Below are 15730 nucleotides of genomic sequence, written 5' to 3'. Positions count from 1 at the left end.
CTGTAAGAGATTTGCATATGCCTGGCATTTCCTATATCCGGCGAAATCAGCGCATAACGGGATGGCCGGCTGAATTTGCCGGCGGAGATCATGAGCACGTCAAGACATCGCAGGTGGCGCAGGAAGATCGGACCCGTTTCGCGCTGGCTTCCGGCCTTCGCCCGCCTGTCGACGGTGTTCCTGCTGATCGCGCTGGCACTTTTCGTGGCGCTCAGGGTTGCCGCACCCTATCTCATCTCGACCGGCTTCGTGCGCTCCGGTATCGAGGACGCGCTGTCGAAATGGACAGGCTACCATGCCGAGATCAAGGGCAGTCCGGCTCTCGAATTCTGGCCGACGCCGCGCATCACGCTGAACCAGATCACCATCCGCCAACCGCGCGAAAGCGGCGACAAACTGCTCGGCAGCATTGAAAGCCTGTCGGCCGATTTCAGCCTCATCGACGCGTTGAGGGGCCGGACGAGCTTTCACGAGTTCCACCTGGTGCGCCCCAAGCTGGCGCTGACGCGCGATGAAAAAGGGCTGATCGACTGGAGTTATGCCGGCCTGCTCGCACGCGCGATCGGCGGCGTACGTTACGAAAACGGAGCTGAGGTGCTCGATCCCGATCTCGATGCCGAGATCGGCGCGGTGACCGTCGAGGACGGCACGCTTGTGGTGACCGACATCCGGTCCGCCAAGACCTATCATTTCGACAGCGTCACCGCAGATATCTCCTGGCCGAGACTCTCCGGCGCGATCTCGGCGGTCATCATCGCCCGTATCAACGGCGAGGACCTGAAGGTCGATTTCGCCTCGCGCCAGCCGCTGCTCGCCTTTGCCGGCAGGAATGCCGAGACACGGACGTCGCTCACATCGAACCTTTTGACCGCGCACTTCCAGGGCATTGCCAGCATCGCCAGCCTTTCGGCCCTTTCCGGCAATATCACCGCCAGCATTCCCGATGTGCCCGCACTTCTGACATGGTCGGGCAGATCGATCCCCGGCATCGCAACGCTGAAGAGCGCCTCGCTGGAATCCGACATCATGTCGTCGGGCAACGGGCTGCGTTTCAACAATCTCAGTCTCTCGCTGAACGAAGCGAGCGCCACCGGGGTGATGGACCTTTTCACCCAACCAGGCAAACGACCGAAGATCGGCGGCACGCTCGCCTTCGACCAGATGAACCTCAAGCCCTTCCTCGACGCCTTCGCGCTCAGGCTCGCGGCCGGCGAGGCGGAGGAAGTCTCCGGCATAAGCGGGCCGCTGCGGGTGCTCGATGTCGACGTCAGGGTTTCGGCGCGGCGCGCGCAGATGGGCCTCTTCGAGCTCTCCGATGTCGGCGCCAGCATGATCGTTGCCGGCGGCGAGGCGAAGTTCGATATCGGCGACAGCCAGTTCGAAGGCGGTGAAATGACCGCGCATCTGGAAGCGACGCAGCGCGACTTCGACGGCGGCGGCAAGCTGCAGCTGTCGATCCGCAATGCCGACTTCGCAGCCCTTGCCGAGCGCCTGCAGCTGAAGGGTCCGCTGCCGCTTGCAACCGGATCGCTCGATCTCGACCTGCAGTCACCGAAGGCGATCTGGACGACCGGCCTTGCCGACGTCACTGGCAGGCTGCACTTCTGGACCGGGGAAGGCACGATTCCCGGCATGGATGCCGCAGCACTCCGGACGCAGGCGGCCGAAAAACCGTTCTTTCCGCTCAGCGCGGCGGCAGGCGGCGCCTTCGCCTTCAACCAGCTCAACCTTCAGGCCGATTTCGCCAACGGCTCCGCCGAAATGCACGACGCCCGCATCGCCGGCGCCACACAGACGCTGACGCTTTCCGGCGTCATCACCTATCAGTCGAACGGGCTGGCGCTTTCCGGGTCGCTTGATGCAACCGATCCTGCCAAGGCGGCGGAGTTGCCGCTTCTGCCGTTCTTCATCGGCGGTTCATGGCCGAACCCGGTGATCTCGCCGGTTCCGCTTTTCGGCAATACGCCTCAGGCGCAATAAAGTGCGAGGAGCTCGCGCTTTAGACCTCACGCGCCGGCGGCTGCCGCGCGCTCGTCCCGCTGGCGCTGGATTTCACGGCGCTTGGTGACGACCGAGGCGCAGATGACACCAACGGTCACGATCGCGATCAGGATCGTGCACACCGCATTGATCTCAGGCGTCACGCCGAGGCGCACCTGGCTGTAGATCCTCATCGGCAGCGTGGTGGCGCCCGGCCCCGACGTGAAACTGGCGATCACCAGGTCGTCGAGCGACAGGGTGAAGGCAAGGATCCAGCCGGAGAGCACAGCCGGCGCGATGATCGGCAGGGTGATCTCGAAGAAAGTCTGCACCGGCGGCGCGCCGAGATCCTGCGCCGCTTCCTCGATCGATTGATCGAAGCTCAACAGGCGCGACTGCACGACGACGGCGACGAAGCACATGGTCAGCGTCGTATGCGCGAGCGTGATCGTCCAGAAGCCGCGGTCGAAACCGATCGCGACGAAGAGCAGCAACAGCGACAGGCCGGTGATGACGTCGGGCATGACGAGCGGTGCGTAGATCATGCCCGAAAACAGCATGCGGCCGCGAAAGCGGGTGTAGCGCACCAGCGTCAGCGCCGCCATCGTGCCGAGGATGGTTGCGACCGTCGCCGACAGCAGGCCGACACGGATCGTCACCCAGGCGGCGTCGAGCAGGCCCTGGTTCGAGAGCAGCGAGACATACCACTTGGTGGAGAAGCCGCCCCAGACGGTGACGAGCTTCGATTCGTTGAAGGAGAAGATCACCAGGAGCACGATCGGCAGGTAGAGAAAGGCAAAGCCGAGCGTGACGGAGATGATGTTGAAACGGGTCCATTTCAGCATGACTTATTTCCCCCGCTCTTCGGCCTTGGCCTGGGCGTTCTGGAAGAAGACGATCGGGATCACCAGGATCATCAGCAGGATCGTCGCTACCGCCGAGGAGACCGGCCAATCGCGGTTGGCGTTGAATTCGTTCCAGAGCGTCTTGCCGATCATCAGCGTCTGCGAACCACCGAGCAGGTCGGGAATGACGAATTCACCGACGGCTGGAATGAAGACCAGCATGCAGCCGGCCACCACACCGGGGATCGACAGCGGAAAGGTGACGCGCCAGAAGGCCTTTATCGGCGTGCAACCAAGATCCTGCGCCGCCTCGATCAGCGTACCGTCCATCTTCTCCAGAGCCGAATAGAGCGGCAGCACCATGAAGGGCAGATAGGAATAGACGATGCCGATATAGACGGCGGTATTGGTGTTGAGGATGATCAGCGGGCTGTCGATGACATGCAGCGACAGGAGAAGCTGGTTGAGAAGCCCCTCCGGCTTAAGGATCGCGATCCAGGAATAAACGCGAATCAGGAAGCTCGTCCAGAACGGCAGGATGACCAGCATCACCAGCGTCGGACGGATGCTGCGCGGCGCCTGTGCCATGCCATAGGCAATCGGATAGGCGATCAGCAATGTGAGGAAAGTGGAGATCCCGGCAATCACCACGCTCGAGACATAGGCATTGAAATAGAGCGAGTCCTCGGTGAGGTAGCTGTAATTGTCGAAGGAGAGCTCTCCGATCTTGCTCCAGAGCCCGGCCCAACCGTCGGCAAGTGAGAAGACGGGCTCGTAAGGCGGCATGGCGATCGCCGTCGTCGACAGCGAAATGCGAAAGACGATGAAGAAGGGCGCCAGGAAGAAGAGCAGCAGCCAAGTATAGGGAATGGCGATGACGAGGCGATTGTAGAGGCCGGACGTGAGCTTGCCCATCATGTCAATCCTTCAGCAGAATGCCGGCGTTCTCGTCGAAGGAGACCCAAACTTCCTGATCGTAGGTGAAGGGGTCGTCGACGGAGCGCTGCGCATTGAGGGACGAAGCCTTAACGATATTGCCGCTCTGCAATTTCACATGGAAGACGGTCATGTCGCCGAGATAGGCTATATCCCAGAGTTCGCCCCTGGCAGCGTTGACCGAAGCGTTGGCGGGAGGCATGCGCCCGACCCGCATCTTTTCCGGCCGGATGGCGAAGCCCACGGCGCTGCCTGACGAGGGCGTCTCGGCGGCGGCGACGCGCACGCTGAAGCCGCCGTCGATGGCGATCTCAACGGTGCCATTGCCCGATGAGGCGACCTTGCCGTCGAAGATGTTCACGTCGCCGATGAAATCCGCGACGAAGCGGGAATTCGGCGCCTCGTAGATTTCCGCAGGCGTCGCTACCTGCACGACCTTGCCGTGGCTCATGACGGCGATGCGATCGGCCATTGTCATCGCCTCTTCCTGGTCGTGGGTGACGACGACGAAGGTGAGGCCGAGATTCTGCTGCAGGTCCATCAGCTCGAACTGGGTTTCCTCGCGCAACTTCTTGTCGAGCGCGCCGAGCGGTTCGTCGAGCAGCAGCACCTTCGGGCGCTTGGCAAGCGAGCGCGCCAGCGCCACGCGCTGGCGCTGGCCGCCGGAAAGCTGGTTCGGCTTGCGGGAGGCGAACTGCTCCAGCTTGACCAACTTCAGCATCTGCGAGACGCGGTCAATCATCTCGTCCTTCGACATGCCGTCCTGCCTCAGGCCGAAGGCGATATTCTTCTCGACTGTCATGTGCGGGAAAAGTGCATAGGACTGGAACATCATGTTGACCGGCCGCCTGTAGGGCGGCGTGCCGGCCATGTCGGTGCCGTCGAGAACGATTTCGCCCGAGGTCGGCTGCTCGAAACCGGCGAGCATGCGCAGGAGCGTCGACTTGCCGCAACCCGAAGCGCCGAGCAGCGCGAAGAACTCGCGGTGATAGATATCAAGCGACAGATCGTCGACGGCGGTAAAATCGCCAAAGCGCTTGGTGACATTCTTGAAAGCAATGAAGGGTTTTGCAGACGGATCCGTCCAAGGCGCAAAAGCGCGGCGGATATTGCCGAGAGACTTCATATTATTCCCCGAAATACAAGGTTCTGCCGGCCTCCACCCCGGCCGGTAATTGAAAGGCCCGGACGTTGCCGTCCGGGCCCAGGCTGAATTACTGGCCGGTAACGACCTTCGTCCAGAGGCGCGTCCCCAAGCGCTGCGTTTTCGGATCCCACGGCTTGACCGTGAAGAGGTTCTTCATCACCTCCTCGGTCGGATAGATCGCCGGGTCTTCCAGAATCTCCTTGCTGACGAACTGCTGCGAAGCCTTGTTGCCGTTGGCATAAAAGGTGTGGTCGCTCGCCTTGGCGATGACCTCAGGCTTCATCATGTAGTTCAGGAACTCGTGGGCTTCCGCGACATGGGGCGCATCGGCGGGGATCGCCATCATGTCGAACCACATCTGGGCGCCCTGCGAGGGGATCGAATAATTGACTTCGACCCCGTTCTTGGCTTCGGCCGCACGGTCGCGAGCCTGCAGCATGTCGCCGGAATAGCCGAAGGCGATGCAGATGTCGCCGTTGGCAAGCGCGTTGATATATTCGGACGAGTGGAACTTGCGGATATTGGGGCGGACGGCCGTCAGCAGCTCTTCGGCCCTCTTGAAATCCTCAGCCTTCGTGGAGTTCGGCTCGAGACCGAGATAACGGAACGCCGTGGTGATGACGTCCTTCGGCGTGTCGAGAACGTAGATGCCGCAATCCTTGAACTTTTCGGCGACCTTCGGATCGAAGATCACTTCGAGGCCGGGCTTGACATCGGGACCGAGGATTTCAGCGACCTTTTTGACGTTGTAGCCGATGCCGTCCGTACCCCACATGTAATCGACCGCGTGCTCGTTGCCCGGGTCATATTCGGCTGTGCGCTGCTGGATCACATCCCACATGTTGGAAAGGTTCGGCAGTTTCGACTTGTCGAGCTTCTGGAAGACGCCGGCCTGAATCTGGCGCTGCAGGAAGTCGGCTGTGGGGACGACGACGTCATAACCCGTGCCGCCGGCTAGCAGCTTGGTTTCCACGGTCTCGTTGGAATCGAAGGTGTCGTAGACGACCTTGATGCCGGTTTCCTTGGTGAAGTCGGCCAGGATGGAGTCGTCGATATAATCCGACCAGTTGTAAACGTTGACCACGCGCTCCTGCGCATAGGCCGGCGCGGCAGCAAGGAGTGCGGTAACGGCGGCGGCCGTCACGCATAGGATGGTTGACCTCATGACTTCTCCTGTTTTGTTCAAAGATTCCGCACCCGGAGCATCTTTTCCCTCTGGTTTTCGACGCAGACTAAGAAGGAATTTCTAAGCCCACAAGCGCAAAATCCTGCGCGCTCAATGATTTCACAATCACTGGAAGTCGAAGGCGCTGAGGCCTGCCACCATCTCGTCGAGCCCGAGCGGTCTCGTCACCGGCGGCTCGGCGCGAGAAAGGCAGCCGCGCCGCTCGCAAAGGCGACAGGCGGGACCGATCGCGACCGGCTCGAGCGCCGTCGCCTGCCCGTAGACCACGCCTTCGCCAAGGGCAGCGTCGCAGCCGATGAGGATCGCGGTGCGCCTGACCCTTTCGCCAAATTCGACGCTTGGTCCCTCCAGGGTGCGGGCGACCGTCAGAAAGGATGCGCCGTCAGGCATGACGACCGTTTCGGCGAGGATCTGGCCCGGCTGCAAGAAGGCGGCATGGATATTGAGCTTCGGACAGCCGCCGCCGAAACGGGCCTGCGGGAAGCCCTGCGCGCCGGCCCTGCGCAGCCGGTGGCCGGCGGCATCGACCTCGATCAGGAAGAAGGGAATGGCGGCCGCCCCGGGGCGCTGCAGCATGGCAAGGCGCGCAGCCGCCTGGCCGAAAGAGACGCCGAAGCGCGCACGCAGAATATCGATATCGTAGCGCGTCGCCTTCGCCGCCGATAGAAAGGCCTCGTAGGGCATTGCCAGCGCCAGCGCGGCGATACGGGCAAGTTCGAAGCGGGCGATGCGGCGCGCCTCGGCGGAGGAGAGCGCGAGATCGTCGAGTTCGGCATCGATTGCCGGCAGCAAAGCGAGCGTCGCGGCCTCGACGGCGATCTCATGCGCACGGTCGGCCGGTGACAGACGCTCCGAGATGAAGAGCCGCATCGAATGGCGATCGAAGCGGCGGCGCAGATCCGGCATGACGTGGACGGGCAAGACACGCACTGCAATGCCGCGCTCGGAGCGCAGCCAGTCCTTCAGCCCGGCGGCAAGATCGACGCCCCAGGGCAGCGTTGCGGCAAAGGCTTCGGCCGCCGTCTCGATCTGTCCGAAATAGCCGGATCGGCGCTCCAGCGTCTCGCGCACCTCGTCCAGCGGCAAGCGGCCGGCGGCGAGCGGCGTATGCCCTTCGGCGGCCATCAGCGCCGTCAGATCGGACAGCCTTGCCGCCTGCTCGCGATAGGCGCGGTAGAGCTTGATCATGCCGCTTGCGGCATTGGGTGCGGCCTCGGCCACTTCGACCAATTCCTGATCACCCGGCAGTTCGCCCGACAGCAGCGGATCGGCAAAGACCTCCTTGAGCTGGCCGAGACTGCCGCCGGTCTGCCCGCGCAACTCTTCCAGATCGACCTTGTAGACGCTTGCAAGCTTGAGAAGGAGCTGCACCGTCAACGGCCGCTGGTTGCGCTCGATCAGGTTCAGATAGGACGGCGATATTTCCAGCGCTTCGGCCATGGCGGTCTGCGTCAGCGCCAGCGCATTGCGGATGCGCCTGACTTTCGGGCCTGCGAATATCTTCCGTTCCGCCATGTCACACCCTTTGACAGGAAGGAGCGCTCATGTTTACAAAATTTTACAAATTCACAGCGCCGCTCTGTCAATCCTCCTCATCTTAACCTCTTTCCGGACAGGAAATCAAAGGTTTTGCTGGTCATAACGGCTCTCATTGTCAATCTTGTCATGCAGCACCTTTGTCGCGCTTTTTAGTGAGGAGAGCAGCATGACGGATTTTTACAAGCTTGTTCCAAATGCATCAGCCAGCCGCTTCGACGGCATCGAGAGACCGTACTCGGCCGAAGACGTGCAGCGGCTCAGAGGCTCGGTGGCGCTCAGCCATACGCTGGCCGAAATGGGCGCGGACCGGTTGTGGCGGCTTCTGCATCAGGAGGATTTCGTCAATGCGCTGGGCGCACTTTCCGGCAACCAGGCCATGCAGATGGTGCGCGCCGGGCTGAAGGCGATCTACCTCTCCGGCTGGCAGGTGGCAGCCGATGCCAATACGGCATCGGCGATGTATCCCGACCAGTCCCTCTATCCGGCCAATGCCGGTCCGGAACTGGCCAAACGCATCAACCGCACGCTGCAGCGCGCCGATCAGATCGAGACCGCGGAGGCCCAGGGGCTTTCCGTCGAGACCTGGTTCGCGCCGATCGTTGCCGATGCGGAAGCAGGCTTCGGCGGACCGCTCAACGCTTTCGAAATCATGAAGGCCTATATCGAGGCGGGTGCCGCGGGCGTTCACTTCGAGGACCAGCTCGCCTCGGAGAAGAAATGCGGCCATCTCGGCGGCAAAGTACTGATCCCGACGGCGGCCCATATCCGCAATCTCGACGCCGCACGGCTTGCCGCCGACGTCATGGGCGTTGCAACACTGGTCATCGCCCGCACCGACGCGGAAGCGGCAAAGCTCTTGACGTCGGACATCGACGAGCGCGACCAGCCCTTCGTCGACTATGATTCTGGCCGCACGGTCGAGGGTTTCTACCAGGTGCGAAACGGCATCGAGCCCTGCATCGCGCGCGCCGTCGCCTATGCGCCGCATTGCGATCTCATCTGGTGCGAGACCTCGAAGCCGGACCTCGAGCAGGCGCGGCGTTTTGCCGAAGGCGTGCACAAGGTCCATCCCGGCAAGCTGCTCGCCTATAATTGCTCGCCTTCCTTCAACTGGAAGAAGAACCTCGACGAAGCGACGATCGCAAGGTTCCAGCGCGAACTCGGGGCGATGGGCTACAAGTTCCAGTTCATCACGCTCGCCGGCTTCCACCAGCTGAACTACGGCATGTACGAACTGGCGCGCGGCTACCGGCAGCGGCAGATGTCGGCCTATTCCGAGCTGCAGCAGGCGGAATTCGCCGCTGAGGTCAATGGCTATACCGCCACAAAACATCAACGCGAGGTCGGCACCGGCTATTTCGACGCCGTGTCGCTCGCCATCACCGGTGGTCGGTCTTCGACCACGGCGATGCACGGCTCGACCGAACATGCGCAGTTCAAGCCGGCTGCGGAATAAATCGAAAAGGAGGAGAAGATCATGGCATCCATCACACGCGTCAGAGAACGGGCCGAAGAGCAGGCAAGCAGCATGAACGAGGATCAGCAGACGACGATCCGCATGCTCGCCAACGACCTGCACCGGCTGAACCAATCGGTCATGAAAGCCGTCGAGGCCGGCGTCTCGGTCGAACTGGTGCGCTCGGCCCGTCATCACGGCGGCGACGGCCACTGGGGCGACCTGCTGATCCCCGTCGTCGTCACCAACCGGCATTGACGAAAAGCCGACCGTTGGCGGGCCGGTGACGTCGGCCCGCTTCTTCAATCGCCGCGCGACCTATCGGGCGTGCGGCGCTCGACGTCCCTCTTGGATGCAGCCGCGGTCCCAAAACTGCTGCACAGTTTTCGGCATCATGCTCTAGCCGCGGCTCGGTCGTTTTCCGGCGAACAGATCGGCATAACTTTTGATCAGCTTGGTCATGCGGTCGGCGACGGTCCGGATCTCCGGGCGGTGGCGGTCCTCGGCATTCATGACGATCCATTGCCGGTGGCGCAACTCCGGCAACTCGCCGCCCTGGCGCTGCAATTCGGGATGGAGATCGCCGACGAAACAGGGAAGTACGGTCTTGCCGGCGCCGGCGCGCACCAGATCCGGCAGCGAGCGCGGCCGATTGACGGTGGCAACGATCCCGGCTGCCGAATGGGCGTGCGGCCAGCGCAGATAGGCCGATATGGCCTCCTCCTCAGCGACTGCAATCCAACGCTCGTCGGTCTCGGCGGCATTGCGCCTGACATAGACGGCATAGGCCACCTCCCCGAGCTGACGTGCGGCGAGATTGGCCTCCTCAGGCTCGAAGGCGCGAATACCGATATCGCTTTCGCGGTAGGCAAGGCTCGCCCGCGCCTCGCCAATGGTGAGCGAAATGGCGAAGGCATCGCCCGGCATGCGGATTGCGGCGAAATTCTCGGTCAGCAGCCAGGCGAGCCAGGTGCCGGCGGTGACCCTGACGGTGGTGCCGCCCTCGCCGGATTGCCGCCACGCCGCCACCTTGCGGGCGGCGGCCTCCATTTCCTGCAGGTGATCGAGCAGCGCCTGGCCATCCTGGGTCAGACGGTATCCGGTCTGGCTGCGCGAAAACAATGCGCGGCCGATTTCCTGCTCGAGATCGAGCATGCGCCGGCCGACGGTCGCAGGACTGAGCCCGCTTGCAGTGCTTGCCCCCGTCAGCCCGCCGAGCCGGGCCACCTGCAGGAAAAGCTGATAGGAATCCCAACTCGCATTTTTCATTGATGAAAAACATAGCGGGATTTTCCCCGTTTATAAAGAGAAATTCGACGCCTAGATCAGGTGATGTCTTACACAGGAAAGGACATTGTCATGATCGACATGCTCACCATCGCAGGCACCATCGGCTATCGGCACTATCCCCAGCGAAGCGGTGGCAAGGCGGAAGAGGACAGATTCTATGCCGAGTTCGGAAACAATAGCCTTATTGGCTTTGCCGCCTGGCTGACGTCGCTCGACCTCAACCTCGGAAGGCGCCGCAAGGCCACTGCGCAATCCCGCAGCGGCTGCGGCTGCGCAGTTCAGGCGACTCTTCTTGCTCCGAGATGAGCCGGTGCCGATTCTGCAACGATGCGGAACCGCTCGATCAGCGCCATCAGCGTATCGGCTTCGCCGGCAAGCAGACGGCTTGCCTGCGTCGTCTCGGCAACCATCGCCGCGTTCTTCTGAGTCATCTGGTCCATGGCGTTGACCGAACCGTTGACTTCCTGTAGCGCGGCCGACTGATCGCGGCTGGCGGTGGCGATGGTCTCGACATGGCCGCTGATCGCGATGATCTCCTGGCTGATCGAGGCAAGGACGCTGCCGGTCTTCTGGACCAGTTCGGACCCTGCCGTCACTTCGCGGCTCGATGTCTCGATCAGCGACTTGATCTCGCGCGCCGCATCAGCCGAACGCTGGGCGAGTTCGCGGACCTCCTGGGCGACGACGGCAAAACCTTTGCCCGCCTCGCCGGCCCGCGCCGCCTCGATGCCGGCATTCAGCGCCAGAAGATTGGTCTGGAAGGCGATGTCGTCGATCACCTCGATGATCTGCTCGATACGCTGCGAGGCCTCTTCGATGCGATCCATGGCGGCGACGGCATCGCCGACGACGGCGCCGGAATTGTCGGCCGTCTTCTTGGTCGCAGCCACGACATTGTTGGCTTCGCGGGCACGTTCGGCGGAAGAACGAACCGTCACAGTGATCTCTTCCACCGCGGCCGCAGTCTCCTCGAGGTTGGCCGCCTGCGCCTCGGTGCGTTTGGAAAGCTCGCCGGCAGAAGCGGAGACGGCGCCGCTGTTGCGCTGGATTGTCGAGGCGCTGTTACGGATACCGGACAGCGTATCCTGGAGCCGCAAGAGGGAGGCGTTGAAATCGACGCGCAGCTGCTCCAGCCGGCCGACGAAGGGCGTACCGATCGTCTGCGAGACATCGCCCTGCGACAGGCGCCCGAGGCCGGCGGCAAGCTGGTTGACGGCAAAGTCGATCTGGCCGTCGAGCGAGCGCTTGTCGGCATCGTTCCTGGCGCGTTCGGCATCGCTCAATTCGCGCTGTTCGCCAGCCTGGGTTTCCAGGTCGCGCCTCGCGCGGGCACTGTCGCGGAAAAGCGCCAAGGCCCGGCCGATGTCGCCGAACTCGTTCCTCTTTTCGACACAAGGGATCGCCCCTTCGAGATTGCCCGCGGAAATCGAGTGAACGCTCGCGGTCAGCGCCTGCAAAGGCTTCACCGACAGGCGGATCGCATAAAAGGCGAGAACGCCGACGATGAGCATGACGATGGCGCCGACACCGAGAACCAGCATCTGCAGCTCATACATGCGCTGGTAATAGACCTCCATCGGAATGCCGATGAAGAGAATGCCGACATTGGCGTTCGCGGCGTTCTTGATCGGGAAATAACCGGTCATGAACTTGCGGCCGAAAAGCTCCGCCGGACCGTAATAAGCCTCGCCCCTGGCGAGAACCGGCTGGGCGGGGTGCTCGGCGACCAGCTTGGTGCCGACGGCACGGTCGCCGTTTTCCTTTTTGACGTTGGTGGAGATGCGGACGTAGTCGCTGCCCTGCTTTTGAAAGATGGTCGCAACGCCGGCGATCGATTGCGCCGTGCGGTCTACGAGCGAATAGTCGGCAAGGGCGGGAATGGCGTCTTCCGTGACAGCGGAGAGCTGATTGTCCTTCAGCTCGATCTTTGCAGCCTGATCGGCCGCGCCGTAGAGGACGGCCATGGCGCGGGTGGCATCCCTGGCGTCGGAGACGGCGCCGTCCATGACATGATGGCTCAGATTGTAATAGGTCACACCGACGATGGCGGCCGTGCTGATGGCCAGCAGAAACAGCGTGATCGCAACGATCTGGCGGACGATCGACGTAGAGAAAAGGCGCAGCATCAAAACCCCCGACAGAACAATAAGGGCTAAATTAGACGAAAAGCGTTAAGGAAAATGTTCTGTAAATCTGGACCGCCCGCGATATTCGTCGCCCCGTTTCCGGTCGCTCTCTATGCAATACACAAACGGCCCCGGAAAACCGAGGCCGTTCGAAAATTTGCAATCGAGCCCTGATCAGGCGGCGCGGTAGACCGGCGCACCGGTGGCTTCGCCGTCGATCTTGAACTGCTGGATGAGCCTGCGCAGCGAATCGGCCTCGTCGGCCAGTTCGCGGCTGGCGGCAGTCGTCTCCTCCACCATGGCGGCGTTCTGCTGCGTCATCTGGTCCATCTGGTTGACTGTCGCGTTGACGCTTTGCAGCGCGTTGGACTGGTCGTGGCTGGCGCGGGCGATCATCTCGACATGCTGGCTGATCGTGACGATCTGGGCGCTGATCTTGGCGAGCACCGTGCCGGTCTCCTGCACGAATTGCGAGCCTGAATTGACCTCGTTGGTCGACTTGTTGATCAGCCCCTTGATCTCCTGCGCCGCGGCTGCGGAGCGCTGAGCCAGTTCGCGGACTTCCATCGCGACCACCGCAAAGCCCTTGCCGGCTTCACCGGCGCGCGCCGCCTCGATGCCGGCGTTGAGCGCCAGAAGGTTGGTCTGGAAGGCGATCTCGTCGATGACGCCGATGATCTGCTCGATCTGGCGCGAGGCACCTTCGATGCGGCTCATCGCGTCGATCGCATTGCTGACGACGACGGCGGAATCGTCGGCGCTGCGCTTGGCCTGGCGGACGATCTGGTCGGCATCCTTGGCGCGTTCGGCCGACGAGCGGACCGTGACGGTAATCTGGTCGACGGCAGCAGCCGTCTCTTCGAGCGAGGCAGCCTGCTGTTCGGTACGCTTGGAGAGGTCCTCGGCCGACTGGGCCATCTGGTTGCCGTTGCCCTGGATCAGTTCGACGTTGTCGCGGATCTGGCTCATCGTCGCCTGAAGCCGCATCATCGAACCGTTGAAATCCTGGCGCAGCTGTTCGAGACGGCCGATGAAGGGCGTTTCGATCGTCGTCGAGATATCGCCCTGCGACATGCGTTCGAGGCCGGCGGCAAGCGCATTGACCGCGAATTCGATCTGACGATCCATCTCGCGCTTTTCGGCGTCGTTGCGCTGGCGCTCGTGTTCGGCGGCGGCGCGTTCCTCGTCGCTCTGCTCCTCGATGCGGATCTTCGAGATGGCATTTTCCTTGAAGATGCCGAGCGCGCGGGCCATGTCGCCGATTTCATCGTGGCGCTGCTCGCCGGAGATGCTGGTATCCAGTGCCCCTTCGGCGATGCGGCGCATGGCGCCGGTAATATGGCTGATCGGGCGCTGCAGCGTCAGCACAAGGGCAATGCCGCCGAGGATGGACAGCAGGATGCCGAGACCGGTGGTCATGACGGAGATGCTGTTTGCCTGGGTGCGCTCGGTGCCGGCCGTCTGCTTCTGCAGTTCGGCGAAATCGGTCAGCTTTTTCCAGATCTGGTCAAGCTCCTGGCGGGCCGCGGCATAGGCGGCGACACGCTGGCCGATCGTGTCGACGATCTTCGAACCGCCGCCGGAAATGACGTCGAGCGCCGGCTGGATCGCGCCGGATATGCCTTCGGCAAAGCCCATGCCCTTGGCGCTGGTGACCAGCACCTGCATGTCCTTACCGAGCGTGCCGGCCTGCTGCTGCAGCCGCACGAGATTTTCCTTGCTGGAATCGGCGAGAAAGTCGGAAAGAACGATCTGAAGCGAATAGACCGAATTTTCGAGACGCCTCGTATCCTGCAGGACCGAGTTGGCCTGGGCAATCCGGCCGTCGAGCGCGGCGAATTCCTGGGTCGCGTCACGCATCTTCTGCGTTGCAGTCAGCTGCGTATAGGTCGAGGTCTGGCGGAAGCGCGAAATGAGACGGCCGAGTTCGGTGGCGGTCTCGTCGGTCGGGTTGGGCGTCTGGACGATCGCCTTGATGCCGTCGATGGTCGCAGCCAGCGCGTCGATGACATTCTTCTGATTGCTCGGAACCGAGATGGCGATCAGACGCTGGGATTTGACGATTTCCGGCATCTGTTCGTTGATGAAGGCGATCTTGTCCTGCGCTGTCTGCGGCTTGCTGAAGCCGCTGGCGACGGTGCCGAGGAAATCCCCGCCCTTCAGCAGGCGGTCGGCGGTGCGAAGGGTGCTGGTTGCGGCGCTCTCGTCGCTCTGGACGGTGCTCTGCAACTGCTCGGCCTGGTAGGACACGGTGAAACGGGTGCTGATTACGCTCTTCTGGGCAGCGTCGATCTGCTCATGCAACGCCTGTTCCTGCTCGTGCAAGGCCCACAGCTTGTCGACGACGCCCGATATTTCCTTGGTGCGGCGCGATGCTTCCGCAAGGCTGTCGCGACCGGCGGCCTCGTCACCGACCTGGCTCAGCGTCTGGTCGAGCACGCCTTGCTGGGTCTTCAGATCCGCGATCAGTTTGTCGCGCGCCTCAGGGCTGGTGACGCGCAGGAAATCGTCCATCGAACCATAGAGATCCTTGAAGCCGCTCAGCGACTGCAGCACGCTGTTGGATATTTCCATCCGGCCCTGCAGAAGTCCCGAAGCGTAGAGGCCCGTCAGGCCCACCGCCGAAATGGTGACGACGAAAGGCAGAACGAAGATCAAAACCTTGGTCTTGATCCTGAAGCGGGAAAGAATCTTGTCAATCAACATGGCGTTCCGGGCCTTTCATACACCACTCCTCCCGCAGGCGGCCACATGGCGCCAGCCGGGTGCACATCGAGCTGTTCTTATTTTACATTGGGGAACCCGGAGGCCAGGCGGCAGTCATTGCCAGTTCATGTCCAAACAACTTGGAGATGCCCAAATATTCGCGAGCAATTGTGTCAATTAGATATTAATTTTCGGATAAGCGGTTATGGCGGGTTAAGCCAAGGCAGTGAAATAGTTACAAATTATGGACCGCGATGCCGCAGTGCGACAACTAGCATGTCGGAACATTGATTCCAGGTCTGCTGAAAGGATCAAATGAAGTGCGAGAGCAGCAGCGCGAGGCAGGCGGCGGTGGCGCCGGCTGCAAGCATCAGATAGCGCAGGGCGACCATTCGAGCGTTCGGCTTTGCCTCGGCAATTGCGATGGCGCGGGCCCGTCGTGCGTTTCTGTTCATGGGCGAAACCTCACTTCTCTCTAACACAACAACAATCCAACAAATCGGCTTGCCGGTAAAGCTT

Annotated in this window: 13 protein-coding genes; 4 read left to right on the top strand and 9 right to left on the bottom strand. The window is 62.1% G+C overall.

All coding sequences use genetic code 11. From position 1 onward, the window contains the following. Positions 1 to 90: 90 nt before the first annotated feature. Positions 91 to 1980, top strand: a complete 1890-nt coding sequence (locus tag BS630_RS12390) for an AsmA family protein (RefSeq protein ID WP_077977668.1) — start codon at positions 91 to 93, stop codon at positions 1978 to 1980. A gap of 26 nt (positions 1981 to 2006) precedes the next feature. Here the strand turns inward: BS630_RS12390 and BS630_RS12385 are convergent, their stop codons facing one another. The 5 genes from BS630_RS12385 to BS630_RS12365 form a co-directional block, all read right to left on the bottom strand. After that, positions 2007 to 2825, bottom strand: a complete 819-nt coding sequence (locus BS630_RS12385; RefSeq protein ID WP_077977667.1) for an ABC transporter permease — start codon at positions 2823 to 2825, stop codon at positions 2007 to 2009. Between the two features lie 3 nt (positions 2826 to 2828). Then, the gene (locus tag BS630_RS12380) at positions 2829 to 3740 is read right to left on the bottom strand and encodes an ABC transporter permease subunit (RefSeq protein ID WP_020665224.1); all 912 of its coding nucleotides are present in this window, start codon (positions 3738 to 3740) and stop codon (positions 2829 to 2831) included. A gap of 4 nt (positions 3741 to 3744) precedes the next feature. Then, on the bottom strand, positions 3745 to 4887 hold the full coding sequence (locus tag BS630_RS12375; RefSeq protein WP_077977666.1) for an ABC transporter ATP-binding protein: 1143 nt from the start codon (positions 4885 to 4887) through the stop codon (positions 3745 to 3747). Between the two features lie 88 nt (positions 4888 to 4975). Next, entirely contained in the window at positions 4976 to 6073 is a 1098-nt protein-coding gene (locus BS630_RS12370) for a polyamine ABC transporter substrate-binding protein (protein WP_077977665.1), read from the bottom strand. A 126-nt stretch (positions 6074 to 6199) separates the two neighbouring features. Next, positions 6200 to 7609: a helix-turn-helix domain-containing protein gene (locus tag BS630_RS12365; RefSeq protein WP_077977664.1), complete on the bottom strand. Its 1410-nt coding sequence runs from the start codon at positions 7607 to 7609 to the stop codon at positions 6200 to 6202. A gap of 190 nt (positions 7610 to 7799) precedes the next feature. Here BS630_RS12365 and aceA point away from each other — a divergent pair, with 190 nt between their 5' ends. Further along, on the top strand, positions 7800 to 9089 hold the full coding sequence (aceA, locus tag BS630_RS12360) for an isocitrate lyase (protein WP_077977663.1): 1290 nt from the start codon (positions 7800 to 7802) through the stop codon (positions 9087 to 9089). A gap of 21 nt (positions 9090 to 9110) precedes the next feature. After that, positions 9111 to 9347, top strand: a complete 237-nt coding sequence (locus BS630_RS12355; protein WP_077977662.1) for an SMc00767 family acetate metabolism repressor — start codon at positions 9111 to 9113, stop codon at positions 9345 to 9347. Positions 9348 to 9488: 141 nt separating this feature from the next. Here the strand turns inward: BS630_RS12355 and BS630_RS12350 are convergent, their stop codons facing one another. Beyond that, positions 9489 to 10358, bottom strand: a complete 870-nt coding sequence (locus tag BS630_RS12350) for a LysR family transcriptional regulator (protein ID WP_077977661.1) — start codon at positions 10356 to 10358, stop codon at positions 9489 to 9491. Between the two features lie 90 nt (positions 10359 to 10448). Between BS630_RS12350 and BS630_RS12345 the strand changes: the two genes are divergently transcribed. Continuing rightward, complete coding sequence (locus BS630_RS12345; protein WP_077977660.1) at positions 10449 to 10685, top strand: hypothetical protein; 237 nt, start codon at positions 10449 to 10451, stop codon at positions 10683 to 10685. Here BS630_RS12345 and BS630_RS12340 read toward each other — a convergent pair. The 3 genes from BS630_RS12340 to BS630_RS37325 form a co-directional block, all read right to left on the bottom strand. Next, complete coding sequence (locus BS630_RS12340; protein ID WP_077977659.1) at positions 10658 to 12505, bottom strand: methyl-accepting chemotaxis protein; 1848 nt, start codon at positions 12503 to 12505, stop codon at positions 10658 to 10660. The genes BS630_RS12345 and BS630_RS12340 overlap by 28 nt on opposite strands. Positions 12506 to 12679: 174 nt before the next feature. Beyond that, a complete protein-coding gene (locus BS630_RS12335) occupies positions 12680 to 15211 on the bottom strand; it encodes a methyl-accepting chemotaxis protein (RefSeq protein WP_077977658.1) in 2532 nt (843 codons plus the stop codon). A gap of 311 nt (positions 15212 to 15522) precedes the next feature. Next, positions 15523 to 15666, bottom strand: coding sequence for a hypothetical protein (locus BS630_RS37325; RefSeq protein ID WP_165503813.1), 144 nt, complete (start codon positions 15664 to 15666; stop codon positions 15523 to 15525). Between the last annotated feature and the right edge of the window lie 64 nt (positions 15667 to 15730).

Source organism: Rhizobium laguerreae (assembly GCF_002008165.1).
Lineage (GTDB): Bacteria > Pseudomonadota > Alphaproteobacteria > Rhizobiales > Rhizobiaceae > Rhizobium > Rhizobium laguerreae.
Note: the sequence above shows the minus strand (reverse complement) of the source record. Positions and strands in the feature narration are given on the sequence as shown.